The sequence below is a fragment of the Indolivaga capnocytophagoides DSM 22835 genome (assembly GCF_000426485.1).
In the GTDB taxonomy this organism is placed as follows: domain Bacteria; phylum Bacteroidota; class Bacteroidia; order Bacteroidales; family Dysgonomonadaceae; genus Dysgonomonas_A; species Dysgonomonas_A capnocytophagoides.
This window is the reverse complement of sequence record NZ_AUFL01000014.1, coordinates 54,507-79,135: the sequence shown is the minus strand read 5'-3', so window position 1 is coordinate 79,135 and position 24,629 is coordinate 54,507. Positions and strand designations below refer to the sequence as shown.

Below are 24,629 nucleotides of genomic sequence, written 5' to 3'. Positions count from 1 at the left end.
ATTATATTAATTTAGATTGAATAATTCTTTTTCGGTAAATTTGCCTAATTTCAGGTATTTATCATATACCTCCATGTATATTTTGTGATTTTCGGCATTTGGCTGATATTCGAAAGCGAAACCTTGTCCCATTGCTTTTTGTGCAGCTTCAACATTTGGATGAAGACCAGCTGCTACTGAAGCGAACATGGCTGCACCGAATGCACAAGCTTGTTCAGCTTTAGCCACTTTTATAGGCATACCTAACACATCAGCCAAGGTCTGCATCACAAAAGGAGATTTCAGAGAAATACCTCCGATACCGATAACACTTTCTATTTCGATACCGTTCTCAAGGAAACGGTCTATAATAGCTTTCGAACCAAAAGCTGTAGCTTCTACTAAAGCTCTGAATATTTTAGGAGCAGAACTAGCCAGATTCAATCCGGTAATAGTACCCTTAACCAACTGATTTGCATCAGGAGTACGGCGTCCGTTCATCCAATCCACAGCAAGAACCGAACTTGCCGAAACAGGAATAGCCTCTGCTTCTTTCGATAAAGCAGGTATCATTTTATCCAAAGTTTCTTCGATCAGCTTATCTTTAACATCCTGACTGATCAGAGTAGAATCTTTTATTAATTTCTCGATTGGCCAAGCCAAAACAGACTTAAACCAAGCATAAATATCTCCAAAGCCAGATTGACCTGCCTCAAGCCCGATCATTCCGGGAATAACAGAGCCGTCTACCTGTCCACAGATTCCGGGGATAAGTTTGCCATGCATTGCTTCGTAGGGCACAACCATGATATCGCAAGTAGATGTACCGATAACACGAACGAATGTTTTAGGTCCTATCTCTGCACCTACTGCACCCATATGGCAGTCGAAAGCTCCTACTCCTACAGCCACATTGGTTGTTAAACCCAGCTTTTCAGCCCATTCGGGTGTCAGGTTTCCAACTTTCACATCGCTGGTGTAAGTATCTTTAAATAACCGATCTCTGAAACCTTTCAACAAGGGTTCGATCTCCACAAGGAAGTCTTCGGTAGGAAGCCCATCCCACTCTTTAAGCCACATCGCTTTGTGACCTGCCGAACAACGGCTGCGAACGATATCTGCAGGTTTTGTTGTTCCTGTGATAAGAGCAGGCATCCAGTCGCAATGCTCAACCCACGAATAAGCGGCATCACGGATAGACTCATCTTCTTTAAGCACATGTGCAACTTTTGCCCACACCCACTCACTTGAATAGATTCCGCCTTCGTATGCAGTATAATCTATCGGCCATCTTTTGGCTATTTCATTTATTCTGGCTGCTTCTTTTACCGATGTATGGTCTTTCCATAAGATAAACATTGCATTTGGGTTTTCTGCAAATTCAGGACGCAACGCCAATATTTGTCCGTCCTTATCGATCAATGCAGGAGTAGAACCTGTTGTATCGAAAGACATTCCGATTACATTTTCGGCAGTTCCTGCAGGGGATTTGCTTAAAGCTTCCTTTACAGAATCGATCAATCCTTCTACATAGTCGAGAGGGTGCTGTCTGTATTGGTTATTTTGAGGATCGCAGTATTTACCGGCAACCCATCTTTTGTAGTATTTTACGGATGAAGCTATTTCCTCACCTGTTTCGGCGTTAACAATAACCGCACGGCAAGAATCTGATCCATAGTCAAGGCCTATCGTATATTTCATTTGTCTTATATATGTAATGTTGAAATAAGCAAGTTATAGAAAATATCAAGGTTTTATACCAAGATAGAAAGTATCACAGGAAAGATCTGTGATTTAAAAACAGAAGCACCAGAGGGATCATATATCTCCCCCCAATGCCATCTGCGACCATTGTTGAATTATTGTAATGCTTTATTAAGCATGTAGTATATTTCGTTGTTACGTAAATCTTTACGGAACTCACGAATAGTTGTGTCTTTATCGATTATCAACAGCTCGATGTCTGCAATTTCGGCATAGTCTTCTAACATTTCTGTAGTTACTGAGAAAGAGAAGCTTGAGTGGTGAGTACCACCTGCAAGAATCCATGCTCCTGCACCTACTTCGAAGTTAGGCATAGGTTTCCACAATGCACATGCTACAGGAAGTTTTGGTAGTGGTTTTGGTTCTTCTACTTCTACTTCGTTTACAATCATACGGAAACGATTACCCATATCTACAATTGTAGCTGCTACTCCTGTACCTTTATGAGCTTGGAATACCAAACGAGCACAAACACCTGCATCACCAATTCCTAAGAAATGTACTTCGATACGAGGTTTCACTCCTGTAATATCCGGGTTGATTTCCAACATATGCGATTGAAGAATAGTGCTGTTTTCGCCATCGAAGTTCAATGTATAATCTTCAAGGAATGATTGTCCACCGGGTAAACCTTGACCCATTACCCACATAGTACGAACAAGGGCTGCCGATTTCCAGTCTCCTTCAGCTCCGAACCCATAACCTTCGGCCATCAAACGTTGAGAAGCAAATCCCATCAACTGTTTCATACCTTCCAATTCGTTGAAGCTTGTAGTAAAGCCTTTAGCTCCTTTATCCTGCAAGAAACGGCGAAGACCTATTTCCTGAGCTGCAGCATCACGTACTACCTGATATTTTTCAGTTCCTTTTTTACAGTCTGCCGCAAAATCATATACTTTTTCGTATTCCGCAACCAGAGCATCTATTTCTGCTTCTGTCACTGCATTTACGTAAGGTACTAATCTAGCGATAGGTGCATTATCCACATGGTATCCCAAACGAATTTCAGCTTCTACCTTATCTCCATCTGTTACAGCAACATTATTCATATTATCACCGAAACGGATGATAAGCATATCCTGTGAATCAGCCCATCCTGCGCAAACACGCATCCAAGATGCAATTTTGCCTTGAGTATCTTTATCATTCCAATACCCTACAACTACCTTGCGAGGTTTACGCAAACGGCTGGTAATGTGTCCGAATTCGCGGTCGCCATGAGCCGATTGGTTCAGGTTCATGAAATCCATATCGATTTCATTCCAAGGAATTTCTTTATTATATTGTGTATGTAAGTGCAATAATGGTTTTTTGAAATCTTTCAATCCGTGAATCCACATTTTTGCAGGAGAGAATGTATGCATCCAGGTAATGATACCTGCACACTTTACATCGCCGTTGGCTGCACGCATAATTGCAGATATTTCAGACGAAGAGTTTGCTGTTCCTTTATATACAACTTTGATAGGTAGATTACCTGAATCGTTAAGTCCCTTAACCATTTCGGTTGAGTGTGCATCTACTGCAACAACTGCGTCTCCTCCGTAAAGAAGTTGTGCTCCGGTTACAAACCAAATTTCTAAATCTTTAAAATCCATGGTATTATATTTTTTATGTTTATATATTATTGATATTCTTCGATTTTGTGTTTACTGACCATAATAAGCATCCGGACCGTGTTTGCGGAAGAAATGCTTTTTAATCAGTTCTTCATTCATCTTCAATTGAGGATTGACATTAAATGAAATAAAAGCCATCTTTGCCACCTGCTCCAATACTACGGCATTATGTACCGCGTTATGAGCATCCTTTCCCCACGAAAAAGGTCCGTGATTATTGACTAAAACTCCCGGAGTAAAATCGGCATTCAGATCTTTAAAGCGTTCGACGATTACATTTCCTGTTTCCAGTTCATATTTTCCCTGAACTTCTTCCGGTGTCATCTGACGGGTACATGGAATAGCATCTTTAAAATAGTCGGCATGTGTAGTTCCTATATTCGGAATATCACATCCGGATTGAGCCCATGATGTTGCATAAGTAGAATGCGTATGAACAATGCCTCCCACATTAGGGAATGCTTTATATAGAACGACGTGTGTAGCGGTGTCCGATGATGGTTTAAGTTTACCTTCAACGACATTTCCGTCCAAGTCCACAACTACCATATCTTCGGCTTTCATGGTATCGTACGATACGCCGGAAGGTTTTATTACAACCAAACCCGATGCACGGTCTATGGCACTGACATTTCCCCAAGTGAAAATAACCAAACCATGCTGTACCAGATCGAGATTAGCTCTGAAAACTTCTTCTTTTAATGCTTCTAACATGCTATTTGAATTAAAATTTCAATAAGTGTTTCTGTTACACTTGCAATGTTAGCGATTAGTGTTTAATAAAACACTTACACCTCGCATGTTTTATAACATATTTCAGAAAAAAACATCCCCGGACAGCATATTATCAATAATATCTATCCGGGGTGAATATCTTTTCGGGTTTCTGTTCCTGATCCAAATCAGAACCGAGCGCTACAAAGAGAAATAATATCCTTTTTTCAGTAACTGATCATATTTTTCTTTATTAAACTTATAGTAGAAAGCACCTCTCTTTGATGATGACTTATCTTTATCATCCTGCTTTTCGAGTATTTCCATTTCAAGGATCTTTTTCCTGAAATTTCTCTTATCCAATGTAGTCTGATAAATAGCTTCATACAAAGTCTGCAATTGAGGCAAAGTAAACTTTTCGGGCAGCAAATTAAAGCCGATAGGTTCGGCGGCAGCTTTCTTTCTCAACTGCTCTATTGTATCCTGAAGGATCTGCTTATGGTCAAATATAAGCTCTCCTACAGTTTCAAGCTCCTGCCAGCGTGCATTATGGACTTTACAAAGCTGCTCATCAAACGATTGTATATCAATCAGTGCATAATAAGCAAGTGAGATAACACGTTCTCCGATATCACGTCCTACTTCTCCATATGCGCCGACCTGTTCCATAAATACATCCTGAATACCGGTGTATTCATACACAACCCTTGTAACCGTTTCCGAAAGACTCTCATCGGGTCTGATAAAACCTCCCATCAGAGAATCCTGTCCCTTTAGCGGTTCGAACTTACGCTTTGTTATCAGCAGGTATAGTTTATCATTTTTGAAGCCTAATATAAGACAGTCTACAGATACATAGAATCTTTCTTGATCTTTATAAAATAATGGTGTCATGTGTATTATCCGAATAGCCCGTTAAAGTGTAAAACCTATTTCTTCTTTTTACCTAAGCTCTTAAAGCAACAAGTGCATGCTATGTACTTAAGCGTAAAATACTAATTAAAACATCAGCAATGAGATACTTCTGCTACTAATTATTTTCACAAAAGTAAACATTATTAATTAATTAGTGTTCATTTCACTACAATTCTACAAAACAGCACTTATCTATCTGATCTTCCGACACCTCGCAAACCCTTTACAAATAAGGGATCGGGACTTATTGTATTTTTTTACCCCATACAGACTGTCCTTTCCTATCAATGCCTGTGAACAAGACCGTATTTGTGTGGTTCTCCCAATCGTGTCCGATAAAGAGTCTCAATCCGGATATTTCTTCTCCCTCTATTACAAGGTCTAGAATACCGACTGAGCGGTATTTCCATGACCCGGAAAACTCACCTCCGACCGATTTATCCGCAGATATTATTAGTTCTTTCGGAGTGTTCCTTCTATTGTCGGTCAAGCGCAGGTCATCAGGCTTTACCTGACCATCTCTCAGGTCAAGATCCGAATTCCCGACATCTCTGATACAGAGTATTTCCCATTTTCCGAGCAGGTCTCTCTCTGACACAGCACGCTGAAAATCTCCGGCATACCTCTGCGGTGAAACAACCGGCCAACCATCCTCTGTCCAGAATACCTCCCTGATATGCAAATCCATCATAAAGTTTTCGGGAGAGAGACGCCCCTGATGTGCCATGAAAAATTTTCCTTCGTGATTATCAAAGACTGCACAATGCGCTACTCCTGCCCATCCCGCATGATTATTAAACCGATAGGCATAAGTAAGTATAGGCATATTGTCTTCTTCGGCGCTCATATCCTTGCCAAAAAAATCGACAAATGGACCTTCGGGAGAATCAGACCGCCCTGCCCGTACATTATATGTTGTCACCAAAGGATCATAAGATACAAACAGGTACCATTTCTTAAACTGCGGATTATAAATAATTTCGGGGGCTTCTATATTGTTTCGCTTGCCATCAAAACGTCGTGCTATAAGATGTCCCTGATCCGATTCTGTTTTGGTTAATCCTGTCGAAGGCTCGAGTTCAACACAATGCAGACCTCCAAAATAGGAGCCGTAAACCATCCATTGTTTTCCGGTAACATTATCTTCCGCAATGCTCGGATCAATGGCATTCATCACATCTCCATCTTTTGTTTTCACCACACATCCGACTTGTTTCCAAGGCCCTTCGGGAGATCCGGATTCTGCGAGCCCTATATAAGATGTCTGACGGCCAAAAGCCGAAACACTATAATATAATCTGTACTTATTGTTATATGAAACAATGTAAGGGGCCCAAATATTGGTTGCACCATTTCCTCCACTATTCAATCTCACCCATTTAACCGCTTCTTCCGGAATTTCAGGAAATGCCCATCCGGTAAACTCCCAGTTTACTAAATCTTTAGACTTGCGAATCTGAATATAGCCAAATGGCAGGTTATCATTCTTCATAGCGGCACTATCCTCTCCGTATATGGCATCGGTCGAATAGGAATAATAGGTATCCCCTATTTTCTTCACCGAAGGATCATGTACATTGTATGTTCCCCACTTTTTATAATCCCGCATGGATGAAACATCTTTGTAATTATCCTCCCACGGATTGAGACTTTTCTGTATCCGGAAAACAGGCTCCTTGTTAGAGCACGACAGCAGCAGAGATGTAGAGACAAGCAATGCCAGCTTCTGAATTGTTTTAAAAGAAATGTTTAACATTTGCAGTTTAGATTAAAAGTGATTGAGGATGAAGAGGGTCAAAGATACGCTTTGAAGCTCATCTGTAATTTATGATCGAACTAAAATAATTGAACGGATAAGAGGTGATCAGAAAGAAGAACAATCAGGATAATAAACTAACTAATTATCCTGATTGTCTTTTCTATAAGAGATTAAGAATCATCAATATGAATTCTTATTATCTTGTAGTTATAGTTTTACTTTATAGAAAGCAAAAGATAAGCCTTTGGCAAATACTTTCAGGGTATTTCCTTCAATACGTGCTGATGTTTTTTGCGGTGTAATATTAGCAGGCTGTGCCAAAGTATTTACATCGTCAAGGCTTGAAGATTTTAATTCAACACAATCACCTAACGAAATAACTGCATTCTTCTTCAATCCGGTCAGCGTAACATTGATATCTTTTGAGTCTGGGCTCGTATTAGCGACTTTTATGATATAGCAATTTTCGTCTTTATCATATACCGCAGAAGCATAAATACCATCCTGTCCCGATACCGGAAGATTATTTCTAGTCAGGGCAGCGGTATTCGTTCCTTTATTCTGAGCATACATCTGCTGAATATAATAGTTAGGAGTCTTCATCGAAGTCAGGTTATCAAACCAGATCATATCGGGTCTCCATTGCCATGCATCCACATGAGCCAACAATGGAGCATAAGTACACATGTGCACAATATCAGCATTACGCTCAAGTCCGGTCATAAATGCAGCTTCGTACAGTGCCGACTGGAAATTATTAGCCCGGCTTGGAACATGGCAAGCATACTCTCCGGCAAATACAGCAGGTCCTTTACGATCATAATTATCATAACGACTGGCACTTTTCAAGAACCACTCAGGATCTTTATAGTAATGCTCGTCAACCAAATCCACTTTTAGTTTTTTCATTTCAGGCCACAGGTAATCAAAGTCTTTTCCATCAGCCGAAGGTCCTGAACTTCCTACTATTTTAATTTCCGGATACTTAGCTCGTATTGCCTTCACAAAAGGAGCAAGACGTTGTACATATTCATCGCCCCATTGCTCGTTACCTACACCTATATATTTCATATTGAACGGAGCAGGATGCCCCATATCAGCACGCACCTTACCCCATTTGGATGTAACAGGACCGTTTGCAAATTCAATCAAATCAAGAGCATCCTGTACATAAGAATCCAATTCGCTCAATGGCACATGGCACTCTTCCTTATCATTCTGATACTGACAAGACAATCCGCAGCTAACAACAGGCAAGGGTTCAGCTCCGATATCTTCAGAAAGTAGAAAGTATTCATAGAATCCAAGTCCGTAACTCTGATAATAATCAGGATAAAAACGGTGAGGGAATGTATAATGCCAACGGTTCTCGTTCACTGGTCTGTTTTCAACTGCACCAACTGTATTTTTCCAATTGTAACGGGTATCCAGATCTGTACCTTCGACAATACATCCTCCGGGGAAACGAAAAATTCCGGGATGAATATCAGCTAAGGCTTCCGCCAAATCTTTTCTCAGTCCGTTTTCACGACCTTTGTATGTATCTATCGGAAACAACGAAACATGTTCCAAAGCAACAGATCCTTTAGAATCAAGGAAAATACGCAGGCGTCCTTTTGCGTCTGTTTCTTTGGGAGTAAGTACTATCTCGTATTTCTTCCATTCGGAAGAGTTTATCACTAATTTCTGAGTATTAAGAATGTCATTCTTTGAATCCAGTAAATCGATTCTTATGCCTTGATTTTCTACTGTATTAAGAGATTTTGCCCAGACAGTAAAACGATATGACTCATTTTTTTTGAATCCCATACCTCTGAATCCTTCATTCTCTATTCCGGTACGCTTATGAGGATGTCCGGGATCGGATAAAACTACATAATTCGGATTTTTATCGAATAGTGGATTGTCATTTTTTACTTCAACCTTACCAAAGGCATACCATCCCATCAGGCTTTGAGGAAAATCAAAAGAACGGTTCTTCACTAACTCAGCATACAAACCGCCATCGGCAGCAAAGTTTATGTCTTCGAAGAACAAACCGTACATAGTTGATTGAATCGCTGTGCCTGCTTTTTTCGTATCGAGTGTCAGATCGTAAGACGGCGACTGTTGAGAGTATCCGGCCTGCGTTATCCCGAGAAGACAAGCAATGCTTAATGCTTTACAGAGATTTTTCATGATTGATTAAATAATTGGTTTTAATATATATTAATGGATTTTTCTATTTAAGGAACTAGCAACATGATGCTTCAAGGACTCTAAAATAAGCATTAAAACTTTCACGCCAATATATTCAGTGTGTTTTTTACATTTATTTTTAAATAACTCTACCATCAACAGAAAAAATCCATAATCAACAAGTCAGTATTTGAGTATCTAAAATAAGATCAGTATAAATTGATTACTTTACGGTTAATCCTTCCGATGTCATTTGTACTCTCTTCAAGGTTCCGTCATTGCTATAATAAAGCCGATCAATACATACCGAACGACGGAAACTTCCTCCATGAGGCTCAACTGCTCCATTGTGGTAAATAAAATACCATTCGCCTTTAAATTCGATAATAGACTGATGATTGGTATTAGAATTACCTGCTATTTCATTCAGAATTCCTTTATATTCCCAAGGTCCGTTTATACTGCGGCTCATAGAATACCCTATCTTTTCGGGGAAGAACTGGGCGTATGATAAATAATACCAGTCATTACGCTTATGTATCCACGGGGCTTCGGTAAAATGATCCAAATGAATAGGCATAACTGGCCCGTCGAGCTCTATCATATTATCTTTCAGTTTTGCGTAATAACATTGGGTATTTCCCCATATAAGGTATGCCTGTCCGTCATCATCTATCCACACCGTAGGGTCTATATCGTCCCACGAGATTTTAGTATATTGGGTAGTCATGTCATTTACAATAAGTGCAGAGCCTCTCGCATCAACAAACGGCCCTAACGGGTTATCTGCTACAGCAACACCTATCGACTTACCATGTACAGAACCATGTTCGACTGTTACGTACCAATAAAATTTACCATTACGCTCAATTACTTGAGAAGCCCATGCTTCACCTTTTGCCCAGCTAAATGCCTTCGGTGTTAGAGGAACAGCATGTTCTGTCCATGTAATCATATCATCAGACGAAAATACAAGCCATTCATTTATCTCATACCTGTATTCAGGGACAGGGCACTCATCGTGTCCGGCATACAGATACACTTTATCGTTATATACTAAAGCTGCCGGATCGGCGGTATATTTATGTTTAATGATCGGATTACCGTCTACAACAAATGTAGTATCCTGAACGGCTCCTCTCATACTATAGAGAAAAGAACACGCACTTAAAAGAAGAAAAGAGAGTATCAATTTTATCATAATCGGAGTTTATGGTATCTAAGCAAGTTAGCAACGACAAAAATAGATCCTACAAAAGAAATAAAGGTGGACAAATTTCCATTTTGGGTGAACATATAGCCAAATTGAGTATCCTCGCCAGATTATCGTTTTTCTTTTTTGAGAAGAATATATATCTTTACTAAAGGTCTTAGATCTGTGTTATTGATCCCGAAATATATCACCGAATATTTGCTGTCATATAATATCAATTTTTATCTATAAGATGAGATCTTTTAAATTTGAATACAAGGTCAGTCATTAAATCAAATTGCAGGGGCAAATCAGATGTCCAAGCAAAAAAAAGATGGCATAAAAAAAATACATTTCATACGTAACTTTTGTTACCTTTTCATCTTTAATCACCTGTATAACAGAGTAGATTCATAAAATAAAAAACGTCACCAAGAGCCTGTTTAACTGTAATCGCCATGAAAGGTATTTTTGTCTTTTTCATCGTCTTTCTTTCCTGGATAATTTATCCGCTAAAACATTATGCACTTAATAATACACTGTCAAAATATGTATTCAGTACTATTTCGATCGACGAAGGTTTGCCTATCAATTTCATCGATGATCTGTATAAAGACAGTAAAGGATTCCTATGGGTTTCGACACAAGGCGGTGGATTATCAAGATATGACGGATATGAGTTTATTAAACTCGATGTAAACAGTTCACCCGTCGCCCTCAAAAGTAATTTCGTAAGAAAGACCTGTGAAGATAATTTCAACAGATTATGGATCATATCCGATTTAGGCTTAGATATTATCGACCTGAAGGCAATGCAAAAGAGCAATGCCATAACCGAGAACCAGAAAATATCACGTATCGGGGGAAATGACCTCCATTCCGTTCATAAAGACAACAAAGGAAACGTATGGATTACAGGCGATAATAAGATTTACAGAATCAGTTTCGATACATCCGGTACAGTAAAAGACGTACTGACCCTAAACAAAAGATTAAACAAGGGAGACAATACAACTTTTACAGGACTCGTAGAAATCGACAATGAAGTATGGGTTGCAAGACAAGGTGTCGTTTATAATGCCACTGTATCGGAAGACGGTATTTTGTTTTTACATCCGGCTCCGGGACTTCCCGATTTTGGAAAAGAATGTACAATATCATCCATTATCAAAGTCAAAAATCATATCTGGATAGGCACAGACAGGGGACTGTTTAAATACAATGCGGCAACGCAGGAATCCAAATGGTATTTTCATTCGGAATATGACCCCGAAACACTTACTCAGAACATGATAACCGACTTTGCCGTCACTCAGGACGGATCTTTTGTAATCAGCACCCTGAGAGGCTTAAACTTTTACGATCCGTCAACAGATAGATTCGAGCGGATCTCGCACACAACAAATACCCAAACAATAAACAGTGACTTTATCAATTGCCTGCTATCCGATGGAAACGTTTTATGGATAGGGACGGAAGCAGGAGGAATCAATAAAATGACTTTACCTCGGCTCATCATTCATAATTATATTCATAGTGACAAAGACCGCAGCTCTATTTCGTCTAATCCTGTTAATGCAATTACAGAAGATAATATGGGTAATCTGTGGGTAGGTTCGGTAGAAGGAGGGTTAAATCTGAAACGAAAAGGCGAATCGGAATTCAGACACTACACATACGAAGAAGGGCTTCTCAGCCACAATACAGTGAGTGCTCTGGAAGAAGACGGAAATAATAACCTGTGGATCGGGACATGGGGAAAGGGGCTTAACATACTCAATCTGTCCTCAATAGAACGACCTCATTTCAGGCAAATTATACCGAAATTGAACAACATGGAGCTCACCTATATTTCGAGTTTAAATTACGATAAGAAAAACAACGGTGTATGGATCGGGGCAATGCAAGGTATCTGTTTCTATGATCTGGGTTCAGAACGGATACTATCTCCCCTGCCTAAGGAAATACGAAACCGGAAGAACCTGCCGGGAGCCTTTATCGACAGCAATAATATACTGTGGACGGGTACAGAAAACGGCTTGATAATGATAAACCTCAACACGCTGAATAAACAAACAGTAAGGTGCGCCGCAAGCTACCTCAATCTACAGGACAAAATGATGGATGACCTGTTCTTGAAAAACGTCACAAGCATATACCAAAATAAAGACGGAAAAATATGGCTGGGCAGCAAAGGATATGGTTTCTGCATATTGGAAAAAACAGACGGCAGATGGAAACACCGCTTATATACCACCAATCAGGGGTTAGCAAATAATATGGTCTTGGGCATACTCGAAGATCAGCATGGAACTATGTGGATGAGTACAGGCTACGGGATATCTTCTTATAACCCTCAAAACAACCGTATAGTCAATTATACAAAAAACGACGGGCTGAATGAACTCCAATTCTATTGGAACGCCAGCTATAAGTCTCCGTCAACCCATGCCATATATTTCGGCAGTATGAATGGATTGACCGAGATTCAGAATAGACAGCAACCAGCATACAGCAAACCTCCACGAGTGGTATTTACTAAACTTCAGGTTTTAAACAAAACAGTCTGGACAGAAACAGGTAAATATCTGCATGAAGACATTTCTTACACAGACCGGATCAGCTTGCACGAAAATGATAAATCTTTTTCGGTGGAGTTTTCTGCTCTGGATTATGACAATCCGCAGACAGTAGCTTATTCGTACCGCTTAGTGGGATTCGACAATAAATGGGTGGATGTCCCGAGCAACCGCCGTTTTGCCAGTTTCACCAACCTTCAACCCGGAACATACAGTTTACAGGTACGGAGTATATCGCCGGACAATAAACCGGATAACGGAAATATAACAGAACTCACGATACAAATACGACCCTATTTTTATAAAACATTCTGGTTTATATCGTTATCGATATTAGCTTTAGCTTTTATAATATTCCGACTGTACCGATGGAGAATATCCATGCTGAAAAAACAAAAAGACGAACTGCACCATAAAGTGATAGAACGGACAAAAGCATTAGAAAATCAAAAACATTTACTTGTAGATCAGGCAGAGGAACTGAAACGCCAGAATGAAATACTTATCGAACAGAATGGGAAGATCTTAAATCAAAGGAAACAATTGATCAAGATGTCTGATAAAATACAGGAGGCCATGAATGATAAGGTTAACTTTTTCACAAATATCACACATGAGTTCCGTACCCCTATCACTCTTATCATGGGGCCTATAGACAAGGCTCTGAAACTTAGTACCAACCCAAGGGTTATAGAACAATTGCAATATGTATCACGTAATTCGAGACATTTACTCTCTCTGGTAAATCAATTAATGGATTTCAGGAAAGTAGAATCGGAACAAATGGGAATAATGCAAACTAACGGCAATTTTGTTACTTTTTTGGATGAACTCATTATTCCTTTTGATGCTTTTGCCTACGAACGCAATATCAGGATATTGAAACATTTCAGACTTGATAATCCCTGTATTATGTTCGATGAAGAAGCAATGCTCAAGGTAATATCCAACTTATTGTCGAATGCTCTGAAATTCACTCCCGAAAATGGAATAATCCGTATTTATGTAACCAAAATATCCAACCAGAAGCAAGAACAAAAGCTGTATATCTCGGTCTCGGATGATGGGCAGGGAATAGAAGACAAAGATATAACCCGAATATTCGACCGTTTTTATCAATCTAAAAATCAACCGTCTTACACGGTATCGGGACAGAGCGGAACGGGCATCGGGCTGTACTTATGTAAGAACATCATAGAATTGCAGGACGGTGTTATTTATGCAAAGAATAATCCGAACAAGGGATCTTCGTTCCGTATACTTTTACCCCTCGAAACAGAAGAGGCAAATAGTGAAACAATCATACGGGAGACAACCGCAGATACGGAAACTCATTCAGGTATAGAGACTGTTGATTCGGATCAACAGGGATCTGACAGACTTACCATACTGGTTGCCGAAGACAACATAGATATGAGAAGCTATATATCATCTATATTATCCGACTATTACCGGATAGTAGAGGCCGGCAACGGAGAAGAAGCAGTATCATTAATGAAACAAGAACGCGTTGATTTTATTGTCAGCGACCTCATGATGCCTGTCATGGACGGGTTGGAACTTTCGCAGAAAGTAAAAGAAGATATTAACACTTCACATATCCCATTCCTGATGCTGACGGCAAAAACGTCAAAAGAAACCCGTCTCGCAAGTTACAGGATCGGAGTCGATGAATATCTCAATAAGCCATTCGACGAAGATGTATTGCTTACCCGCATCCATAATATTCTGGAAACCCGAAAATTATATCAACGCCGTTTTGGGTTGTATATGAACATAGATGACCTTAATATCGAAAAGCAATCAAAAGACGATATATTCCTCAGCAAAGCCCTTGAAATCATAAAAAAGAACTATAAAAACCCAGACTACGAAGTAAGCAATTTTATCCGCGATATGAATGTTTCAAAAAGCCTGATGCACCAAAAGATGCAGACTCTGGCAGGGCAGTCGGCCGGGCAATTTATAAGAAGTTACCGCTTGAATCTGGCTCGTGAAATATTGCTTAAAAATCAGGAAAACAAAAATCTGTCCATAGCCGAAATAGCATACGAAGTTGGTTTTAATGACCCTAAATATTTCACCAGATGTTTTACAAAACAATTCGGTTTATCACCCAGTGTTTTGTTAAAAAGTAAATCATGATAGTTAAAAAACAAAGAAAAAAACTGATCAACCAAACAATGAATTAAAAAGAATAAACAATTAATAGACAACTCATTATATATCACAAAAAGAATTATCCATATAAAGAATTAAAGAACAATAATCGGACGAAGGCTCAAGCACGTTGCTACATCTTCATATAAATCCGTACTTTTGTATCGTAAACAACGATAATGTATAAGGGATTGGTTTTGATTAAAAAGACAGCATATATTAGGAATTAAACATTTCAATCTATTTTCCAGACAATAAATAATCTATAAAGGTTGGTGTGTCTCATAAGTTATTCACATATTAAGTTTTGTCACCCTACAACTCATAGATTTACCAACAAAAGAACCTGTCTGAACAAGCAGTTTATTATGGAAAAGTTGCGTTTTATAGTATAAAACAGATAAAGAATTCCACACATTTCAAGTATTTCTAAATATGTAATTTTAACGTTGCAAAATATGCAGCTAATGGGAAGAATCAATTCAAAACAATCAGATTTATTGACTTTCTCCGGCGATATAAAACATATCCCGGAACATTGGTTCTTTTGATTGATTTATATAACACTCTATTTATTCTCTACTTACATACGATTGTCTGTTGCGTGAGCCGCGGCAATCGTATTTTTTAGAGATCCGGCAGGATGTTTTCGATCTTTAACATAAATAATCAGAATCAAATGGAATAATAATAGACTTATATTCCTATTTTTGCTTTTCAGATAAAAAATAAATCTAATATAATTGCATATGGAAAAAACTTGGAGATGGTTCGGCAAAAAAGATCAGATAACCCTCCCTATGCTCAGGCAAATTGGAGTTGAAGGCATTGTTACGGCATTACACGACATTCCTAATGGAGAAATCTGGACTTTGGAAGCGATCAATAACCTCAAATGGTACATTGAAGAAGCAGGACTGCACTGGTCTGTCGTAGAAAGCCTTCCGGTAAGTGAGTCTATCAAATACGGAGGAGCCGACAGGGACGAGCTCATCGAGAAATACAAAACCAGCATAGCCAATTTAGGACAGGCAGGTATCAGAACGGTTTGCTATAATTTTATGCCTGTCATCGACTGGGTGCGCACCGATCTATCTTATCCTTCACCTGATGGAACCACTTCGCTGTATTTTGATAAGATCAAATTTGCATATTTCGATTGTCATATCCTTGAACGAAAAGGAGCTGAAAAGGCCTATACAGCAGAAGAACTGGAAAAGGTTGAAAGCCTCGCAGCAATGATAACTGAAGCCGAAAAAGAAGCTTTGATTGATACAATCATTGTAAAAACCCAAGGTTTTATAAATGGTAATATCAAAGAGGGAGAGCTCAATCCGGTCGAAAAATTCAAGCAGTTACTCGCTTTATATGACGGCATCGACAGAGATCAATTGCGTCAAAACATGAAATATTTCCTAGAACAGGTCATTCCTGTTTGTGAAAAGTACAACGTAAACCTATGCGTTCATCCGGATGATCCTCCCTTTCAATTACTGGGATTGCCACGGATAGTTACAAGTGACGAAGATATAGAGTGGTTTCTGAAGGCTGTGGATCATCCACGTAATGGCTTAACATTCTGCGCAGGATCACTCAGTGCGGGAATACACAATGATGTTCCGGCTCTTGCCGAAAAGTATGCATCAAGAACTCATTTTATTCACATGAGAAGCACGAACGTCCTTTCGAACGGAAACTTTATCGAAGCTCCGCACCTCAAAGGGCGCGGACACCTCATTGATCTGGTGCGCATATTCGAAAAAGCTAATCCTAGCCTGCCAATGAGGGTAGACCACGGACGACTTATGCTCGGAGATGAGAATAAAGGCTATAATCCCGGCTATTCATTTCTCGGACGGATGTATGCACTTGCACAACTCGACGGGGTGATAGCGACCGTAGATGAAGAATTAATGATTAATGCAGATCTGAAAGAATGAACGAACAATTTAGCATACAAGGACAAGTAGCTGTTGTTACAGGCGGCTATGGTGTTTTAGGATCAAATATAGCTAAACACTTGGCAGAACAAGGTGCTAAAGTCGCCGTATTAGGTCGCTCTAAGGAAAAAGGAGAAAAGTTTGTCTCTCAGCTTCTGGCTAAGGGAGGAGATGCCACTTTTATTCAGGCAGATGTAATGAATGTTACTAGTCTTGAACAAAGTAAGAAAGATATTCTGGACAAGTTCGGACGAATTGATATATTGGTAAATGTCGCAGGAGGTAATGTTCCCGGTGCGACCCTCGCTCCCGATCAGCCATTCTTCGATATGAAGCTGGAAGACTGGGATAAAGTTATCGACCTGAACATGAACGGGACAGTATACCCATGCCAGATATTCGGCAGTGTTATGGCTGAACAGAAGACAGGTAATATTATCAATATTTCGTCTATGGCTGCTCTTTCGGCAATAACCCGTGTGCCCGGATATTCCGCCGCGAAGGCTGCAATAACTAACTTTACAGAATGGCTTGCCTGCGAAATGGCTCTAAAATACGGAGACGGAATACGGGTCAATGCTATTGCTCCCGGCTTCTTCATCGGCGACCAAAACAGGGCAGTATTAATTAACCCCGATGGTTCTCTAACAGAAAGAAGCCAGAAGATACTAGCTCAGACACCGATGAAAAGATTCGGAGACATAGATGAATTAAACGGACTAGTACAATTCTTATGTTCTAAAGCTGCCAGCTTCATCACCGGAACAGTCATAGCTGTCGATGGAGGCTTTATCGTATATAGTGGTGTATAAGTTACATTTTATCAGATAAGGATACCTTAAGGAGGGGAAAAAGTCATTTTTTTCTCCTCTTTTTTTCATCGCAACGTAATCACAGTAACAAATAGATGTTCTTTAACATTAAAAGGAATATCTCTCTGCTTATTCCTTCTTTTTCTTAAATATGTTTTTTAACTTGCGTACACCAGAGTGTTTTCAATAACGATCAACTAAAACACCATATATCATGTTATCAGCAGACTATCAACAATTACGAGACGAATTGGCTAAAACTATCGACCCAAATCGTCTCATTACAAATCCTCTCCAACTATTAGCATACGGTACAGATGCCAGTTTTTACCGACTAATACCCAAATTGGTAGTTCAAGTCCATTCTGAAAAGGAAGCCGTAGAAGTAATCCGCGAAACAGGCAAACGCAACATACCGGTTACATACCGGGCAGCAGGAACAAGTTTATCAGGACAAGCGATAACAGACTCCGTACTGATAGTCGCAACTCATAATTGGAAAAATTACTGGATATTGGACGATGGTCTGAAAATAAAACTTCAACCGGGTATCACGGGAGCTCGAGCCAACATATTTTTGCAGCCATACGGACGCAAAATCGGTCCTGATCCGGCATCTATAAATGCCGCCATGATCGGAGGGATCGCCTCTAACAATGCAAGTGGAATGTGTTGCGGAACGTCTCAAAATTCTTATAAAACAATAGCCGATGTACGTATTGTTCTATATGATGGTACAATTCTGGATACGGCAGACGAACAAAGCAAACAAGAATTCACAAACAAACATCCTGAGATAATCAAGGAAATCATAAAATTACGGGACGATATAAAGGCAGACGATGTTCTGTACGAAAGGATCAAACGCAAATTTAAGATAAAGAACACTACAGGTTATAGCATCAATGCATTAGTAGATTACGAAGATCCATTCGACATAATCAAACACCTCATTGTAGGTGCTGAAGGTACGCTCGCATTTATCTCAAATCTCACTTACCATACAGTGATTGACGAGAAGTTCAAGGCTTGTGCCCTAATGATCTTCGAAACTATTGAGAAAGCCTGTGAAGCAGTACCGGCATTAAAGGTCAGCCCTGTATCGGCAGTAGAACTATTAGACCGTGACTCTATCAGGTCGGTCGAAGACGATCCGGATGCTCCCGATTATTTCCGGACAATGCCGGAGACAGCCTGTGTATTACTTGTAGAAATACAGGGAAATACTCAGGAAGAAATGGCTGACAAGGAAGCTGCTATCCGCAAAGGAGTGGAAGCATATCCTACAATACAACCCTATACTTTCACATCCGACCCGAAAGAATACAATTTCAACTGGAAAGCTCGTAAAGGACTACTATCATCAGTCGGAGGATTGAGAAGGACAGGTACAACCTGCCTTATCGAAGACGTAGCATTTCCTGTCGAAAGCCTTGCTCCGGCTGCCCTTGATATAAAAGCCTTATTCAAGAGACTCGGATATAAAGATGCTGTTTTATTCGGCCATGCCCTTGATGGTAACCTCCACCTTACTTTTTCACAGGATTTCACGACAGATGAAGAAGTACAACGCTATGCGACATTGATGGATGATCTGGCTGATATCGTAGTTAATAAATACGACGGATCTTTGAAAGCAGAACACGGAACCGGACGAAATATGGCTCCGTTTGTTGAGCAAGAATGGGGTGAAGCCGCCTATAATATAATGATTCGTATAAAGGACACCTTCGACCCATACAAACTAATTAATCCGGGGGTAATTATCAATAAGAACCCTAAAATACACCTCGAAAACCTGAAACCGCTGCCTGCGGTTAATGAATTGGTTGATAAATGCATGGAATGCGGATTCTGTGAACCGAATTGTGTCGCAGAAGGACTGACATTATCTCCACGCCAACGGATTGTAATTGCCCGAGAAATAGTTCGTTTAAAATCGACAGGTGAAGATGCTGCCCGTTTGACACAAATGTTGAAAGACGCAAAATATTTCTCTGATGAAACCTGCGCCACAGATGGTCTTTGCGGCTTATTATGTCCGGTAAAAATCGACACAGGTAAGTTCATTAAAGATCACAGGCATCTCGAAGCAAGCGACAGTGCAAAGAAAAACGCAGCTTATATCGGAAGTCACATGGATCGTGTAACATCAGCGGGACGTATCGGGCTCAACTTCGTTAACTTCTGGCATACTGTACTGGGCGATAGTTTAATGGGGGGAATAGCCGGAGGTATGCGTAAGATATCAGGAAATGCTATACCCAAATGGAATAAAGATATGCCCAAAGGCGCACACAAAATCAAACATTCTATTGCTAATGCAGGACAAGCCGACAAGGTTGTTTATTTCCCTTCGTGCATAAATAGGACAATGGGCAAATCAAAAGGTTACAAAAAAGACGAAGTAGAACTTACACGCAAAACAGAAGAATTATTGATTCGCGCCGGATTCACCATTATTTACCCCGAGGCTCTGAATGATCTGTGCTGCGGTATGGCTTTCAGCAGTAAGGGATTGAAAGAAGAAGGCTCCCGAAAATCGAAGGAACTCGAAGACGCCTTATACAAAGCCTCAGAAAACGGAAAATACCCTATCCTATTCGATATGAGTCCTTGTTTCTATACATTCCATGAAGCATATACTAATAAGGATCTGAAAGTATACGATCCTATCGAGTTTATGCTTAAATATGTTATGCCCAAATTGGATGTAAAATCACCCAGAGATATAGTAACAGTATTCCCTGTTTGTTCCGTAAAAAAAATTGGTATGGAACAGAACTTACTGAAACTGGCAAAAATGTGCTCGAAAGAGGTTGCTTTCGTTGAAAGTAATTGCTGCGGTTTTGCCGGAGACAGAGGTTTTACTTACCCCGAATTAAACAAACACGGTCAGAGACATCTGGCCGAACAGATTCCCGTGAACTGTACTGAAGGATATTCAACCAGCCGTACTTGCGAAATAGGAATGAGCGAGTACAGCGACATTAACTTTAAGTCTATATTTTACCTGATTGATGAAGTTACCCGATAGGCTCTTATCAATTAAGGTCGCAGACCTTTTTGGTAACTTTACAAGCATAAAAGCAACAGATAGCTATCTCTCTGATATACATCATTAAATACTTTCTGTTAATTAATAAATTATAGACATCTAAAGTACACAACTATTTATTGACTGATAAGACATAACAACCACAAACAGTTGTTATGTTGAAAGGAGTCAGACAATGCTTTCGTTACTTAAAAAATTACGAACTTTTTGGAAATGCCGGACTGATTACTCTTAATCAGTCCGGTTTTTTCTTCTTTATTGATTCACAAAATAGAAAAATTCAGGCAGATGACCTATTTATAGCACTGTTCTGATTTATATAGTACTATATGCCTTCCGTTTTATTTTAGATATTTGTATGAAGGAAACTATCTATTTACTAAATAATACAAAGCATATAAAATGGAATTACAAGCCCTTCACGAAAAATTTCAATCATTATTTAATACTGAAGGTATAGTTTACACTTCACCGGGTAGAATAAACCTGATCGGAGAACATACCGACTATAACGGAGGTTTCGTTCTACCGGGAGCTATCGACAAAGCAATGTACTGCATAATAAAACCCAATGATACATCGGATAAAATTCGAGCCTATGCTATGGATCTTTCGGAAATGGCTGAATTTGATTTGAAAACACCTCCGGTAAAACAGTGGGCTAAATATATTTTCGGAGTTTGTCAGGAAATGATCAAACGAGAAGCTAAACTCCACGGTTTTGATTGTGTATTTGCGGGAGATGTCCCTCTTGGAGCCGGAATGTCATCTTCGGCGGCACTCGAAAGCTGTTTTGGTTTTGCCATAAACGACTTATTCAATTGCGGATTCGACCGATTCGAATTGGCTAAAATAGGACAAGCCACCGAACACAATTACGTAGGAGTTAAATGCGGAATCATGGATCAGTTTGCGTCTTGTTTCGGAAAAGAAGGTTCATTGATCCGTTTAGATTGCCGTACTTTAGAGTATGAATATGTTCCTTTCGATCCGAAAGGCTATCGTTTGGTGCTTATCAATACATGTGTCGCTCACGAGCTAGCATCTTCAGCATACAACAAGCGTCGAGAATCATGCGAAAATGCAGCATCATACATCAGAAAATATCATCCCGAAGTAGAATTGCTGAGAGATGCCAATCTGGATATGTTGAAAGAAGTAGCCAACGAAGTTAGTGCCGAAGATTACATGCGTGCTGAGTTTGTAATCGAAGAAATACAACGCCTGCAGGATGCCTGTGAAGCCTTGAAAAATGGAGACTACGAAACAGTAGGTAAAAAAATGTATGAAACCCATATCGGTCTAAGCCGGAAATATGAAGTGAGCTGTGCCGAACTTGACTTTCTGAATGATGTAGCCCGTCAATGCGGAGTTACCGGTTCACGAGTGATGGGTGGAGGATTCGGTGGCTGTACCATCAACCTCGTAAAAGACGAATTACATGATGGCTTTATAAAAAGAGCAACAGAAGCTTACGAACAAAAATTCAAGATAAAACCCAAAGTATACGATGTTGTCATTAAAGACGGAGCTCGCAGACTGGCATAATCAATACAGTTACTTAACCGGACAATAAAAAACCTAAAACCCTTACATAAACAAAATATACCAATGAAGAAGACCTTTTTATCTTTAGTATGTTTGTTTGCTATACTTCTGAGCACCTTTGCCTGCACGCCGGGCAAGAATGCCGGTAAATTCGAAGTTGGCAACAAAACATTTTTACTCAACAATAAGCCTTTTGTTATTAAGGCAGCAGAAATACATTATCCGCGTATACCCAAAGAATATTGGGAACACCGCATAGAAATGAGCAAAGCCTTAGGCATGAATACGATATGCCTTTACATTTTCTGGAATCTGCACGAACAGGAGGAAGGCAAATACGACTTTTCGGGAAATAAAGATGTTGCCGAATTTTGCCGCCTTGCCCAAAAACACGGAATGTATGTTATAGTTCGTCCCGGCCCTTATGTTTGTGCCGAATGGGAAATGGGAGGATTACCTTGGTGGCTGTTAAAGAAACAAGACATCCGCCTGCGTGAACAAGATCCTTATTTCATGGAACGCACTAAGCTATTTATGAACGAAGTAGGAAAACAGCTTGCTGACCTGCAAATAAGCAAAGGCGGTAATATCATCATGGTACAGGTCGAAAACGAATACGGATCTTTCGGTACTGACAAACCATATATCGCCGAAATAAGGGATATAGTAAAAGGAGCAGGATTCAACGAAGTTCCATTATTCCAATGCGACTGGAACTCCAACTTCGAAAATAATGCCTTAGAAGGCTTGCTTTGGACGATCAATTTCGGAACAGGAGCAAATATCGGAGACCAATTCCGCAGACTGAAAGAACTTCGACCCGATACTCCTCTTATGTGCAGCGAATTCTGGTCGGGATGGTTTGACCACTGGGGAGCAAAACATGAAACCCGAAGTGCCTCGGCATTAGTCAACGGATTAAAGGAAATGCTTGATCAGAATATTTCATTCAGTCTGTACATGACACATGGAGGAACAAGTTTCGGACATTGGGGTGGAGCCAACTTTCCAAACTTCTCGCCAACTTGTACATCTTATGATTATGATGCGCCAATCAGCGAATCAGGAAAAGCAACTCCTAAATATTATGAAGTTAGGGAATTATTGAAGAATTATCTGCCTGAAGGGCAATCACTACCTCAGATTCCGGATTCTATTCCAACAATCAGCATACCCGCAATCGAATTTACTCAGGTTGCTAATCTGTTTGAGAATCTTCCTGCACCCAAATTCAGTGAAGATATCAAGCCTATGGAATTTTTCGATCAGGGATGGGGAAGTATCCTTTATCGAACCAAACTTCAGAAATCCGACAAAGAGCAAACTCTGACTATAACCGAAGCCCACGACTGGACACAGGTATATATCGATGGAAAGAAGATAGCAACTCTAAGCCGCTTAAAAGGTGAAGGTATAGTAAGCCTGCCTCCTGTAAAAGAAGGAGCTGTTCTGGATATTTTAGTTGAAGCAATGGGACGTATGAATTTCGGTAAAGGTATTTATGATTGGAAAGGAATCACCCAGAAAGTAGAATTGTCTTCAGATGGCAATACTAAAGATCTTAAAAACTGGCAGGTATTCAATATTCCTGTGGATTACAGTTTTGCTAAAGACAAGATCTATAAGAAAGATTCGAATACTCAGAAACATCCTGCTTATTACAAAGCAACATTCAACTTAGCAAAAACAGGAGATACATTCCTAAACATGAGCGACTGGAGCAAAGGATTGGTTTGGGTCAATGGTCATGCAATGGGTCGCTATTGGGAAATCGGACCCCAACAGACTTTATACGTTCCGGGATGCTGGCTGAAAGAAGGCGAAAACGAAATTATAGTATTTGATCTGGCATCACCAAGAGCAACTAAAATAGAAGGATTACGTCAACCGATACTTGATGTACTTACCGGAAATGCAGCATATAGTCATCGCAAATTAGGCGAAAATCTTGATCTGAGTAACGAAACTCCGTTCTATAAATCCTCTTTCAAACCTGGAAACGGCTGGCAGCATATCAAGTTTGATAAAAAACAAAATGCCCGTTATTTTTGTATTGAAGCCCTTGACTCATTCGGTGGAGATGATTATTCTGCAATTGCCGAACTCGAGATTCTAGGTGAAGACGGCAAACCTCTTTCACGCCAACATTGGAAGGTAGTATATGCCGATAGCGAAGAAACAGAGGTTGCCAATAATATAGCAAGTAATGTATTTGATCTTCAAGAATCGACATTCTGGCATACTAACTACTCAACAACCAAGATGAAACATCCTCATCAGATAGTTATAGATCTGAATGAAGAAAAGGTTATCACAGGATTCTCTTATCTGCCTCGTGCAGAATCGAATCAAACAGGTATGATTAAAAATTACAGAGTATATTTGAAACTAAAACCATTTAAACTCTAATCA

13 protein-coding genes are annotated in these 24,629 nt (G+C 39.8%); 6 read left to right on the top strand and 7 right to left on the bottom strand.

The window, feature by feature from the left end; genetic code table 11:
* Positions 1-6: 6 nt before the first annotated feature.
* The 7 genes from K322_RS0108565 to K322_RS0108530 form a co-directional block, all read right to left on the bottom strand.
* On the bottom strand, positions 7-1,680 hold the full coding sequence (locus K322_RS0108565; protein ID WP_026626514.1) for a ribulokinase: 1,674 nt from the start codon (positions 1,678-1,680) through the stop codon (positions 7-9).
* A gap of 158 nt (positions 1,681-1,838) precedes the next feature.
* The gene (gene araA / locus K322_RS0108560) at positions 1,839-3,341 is read right to left on the bottom strand and encodes an L-arabinose isomerase (protein WP_026626513.1); all 1,503 of its coding nucleotides are present in this window, start codon (positions 3,339-3,341) and stop codon (positions 1,839-1,841) included.
* A 51-nt stretch (positions 3,342-3,392) separates the two neighbouring features.
* A complete protein-coding gene (locus tag K322_RS0108555; RefSeq protein WP_026626512.1) occupies positions 3,393-4,076 on the bottom strand; it encodes an L-ribulose-5-phosphate 4-epimerase in 684 nt (227 codons plus the stop codon).
* A 201-nt stretch (positions 4,077-4,277) separates the two neighbouring features.
* Positions 4,278-4,970, bottom strand: coding sequence for an NUDIX hydrolase (locus K322_RS0108545; protein ID WP_026626511.1), 693 nt, complete (start codon positions 4,968-4,970; stop codon positions 4,278-4,280).
* A 265-nt stretch (positions 4,971-5,235) separates the two neighbouring features.
* On the bottom strand, positions 5,236-6,747 hold the full coding sequence (locus K322_RS0108540; protein WP_051290713.1) for an arabinan endo-1,5-alpha-L-arabinosidase: 1,512 nt from the start codon (positions 6,745-6,747) through the stop codon (positions 5,236-5,238).
* A gap of 210 nt (positions 6,748-6,957) precedes the next feature.
* Positions 6,958-8,928: an alpha-L-arabinofuranosidase C-terminal domain-containing protein gene (locus K322_RS0108535; protein WP_084158546.1), complete on the bottom strand. Its 1,971-nt coding sequence runs from the start codon at positions 8,926-8,928 to the stop codon at positions 6,958-6,960.
* Positions 8,929-9,151: 223 nt separating this feature from the next.
* Positions 9,152-10,072: a glycoside hydrolase family 43 protein gene (locus K322_RS0108530; RefSeq protein WP_087880855.1), complete on the bottom strand. Its 921-nt coding sequence runs from the start codon at positions 10,070-10,072 to the stop codon at positions 9,152-9,154.
* 506 nt (positions 10,073-10,578) lie between these two features.
* On the opposite strand from K322_RS0108530, the gene K322_RS0108525 reads away from it, so the two are divergent.
* The 6 genes from K322_RS0108525 to K322_RS0108495 all read left to right on the top strand — a co-directional run bounded on the left by K322_RS0108525 (position 10,579) and on the right by K322_RS0108495 (position 24,626).
* Positions 10,579-14,844, top strand: coding sequence for a hybrid sensor histidine kinase/response regulator transcription factor (locus K322_RS0108525; RefSeq protein WP_026626507.1), 4,266 nt, complete (start codon positions 10,579-10,581; stop codon positions 14,842-14,844).
* A 764-nt stretch (positions 14,845-15,608) separates the two neighbouring features.
* Positions 15,609-16,799 carry a mannonate dehydratase gene (gene uxuA / locus K322_RS0108520; protein WP_026626506.1) on the top strand — a complete coding sequence of 397 codons (1,191 nt, stop codon included), beginning with the start codon at positions 15,609-15,611 and terminating at the stop codon, positions 16,797-16,799.
* On the top strand, positions 16,796-17,611 hold the full coding sequence (locus K322_RS0108515) for an SDR family oxidoreductase (protein WP_026626505.1): 816 nt from the start codon (positions 16,796-16,798) through the stop codon (positions 17,609-17,611). The genes uxuA and K322_RS0108515 overlap by 4 nt, the downstream gene beginning before the upstream one ends.
* A gap of 214 nt (positions 17,612-17,825) precedes the next feature.
* Positions 17,826-20,648: an FAD-binding and (Fe-S)-binding domain-containing protein gene (locus K322_RS0108510; RefSeq protein ID WP_026626504.1), complete on the top strand. Its 2,823-nt coding sequence runs from the start codon at positions 17,826-17,828 to the stop codon at positions 20,646-20,648.
* Positions 20,649-21,071: 423 nt separating this feature from the next.
* The gene (galK, locus tag K322_RS0108500) at positions 21,072-22,217 is read left to right on the top strand and encodes a galactokinase (protein WP_026626503.1); all 1,146 of its coding nucleotides are present in this window, start codon (positions 21,072-21,074) and stop codon (positions 22,215-22,217) included.
* A gap of 63 nt (positions 22,218-22,280) precedes the next feature.
* Positions 22,281-24,626, top strand: coding sequence for a beta-galactosidase (locus K322_RS0108495; RefSeq protein WP_026626502.1), 2,346 nt, complete (start codon positions 22,281-22,283; stop codon positions 24,624-24,626).
* Positions 24,627-24,629: the final 3 nt, after the last annotated feature.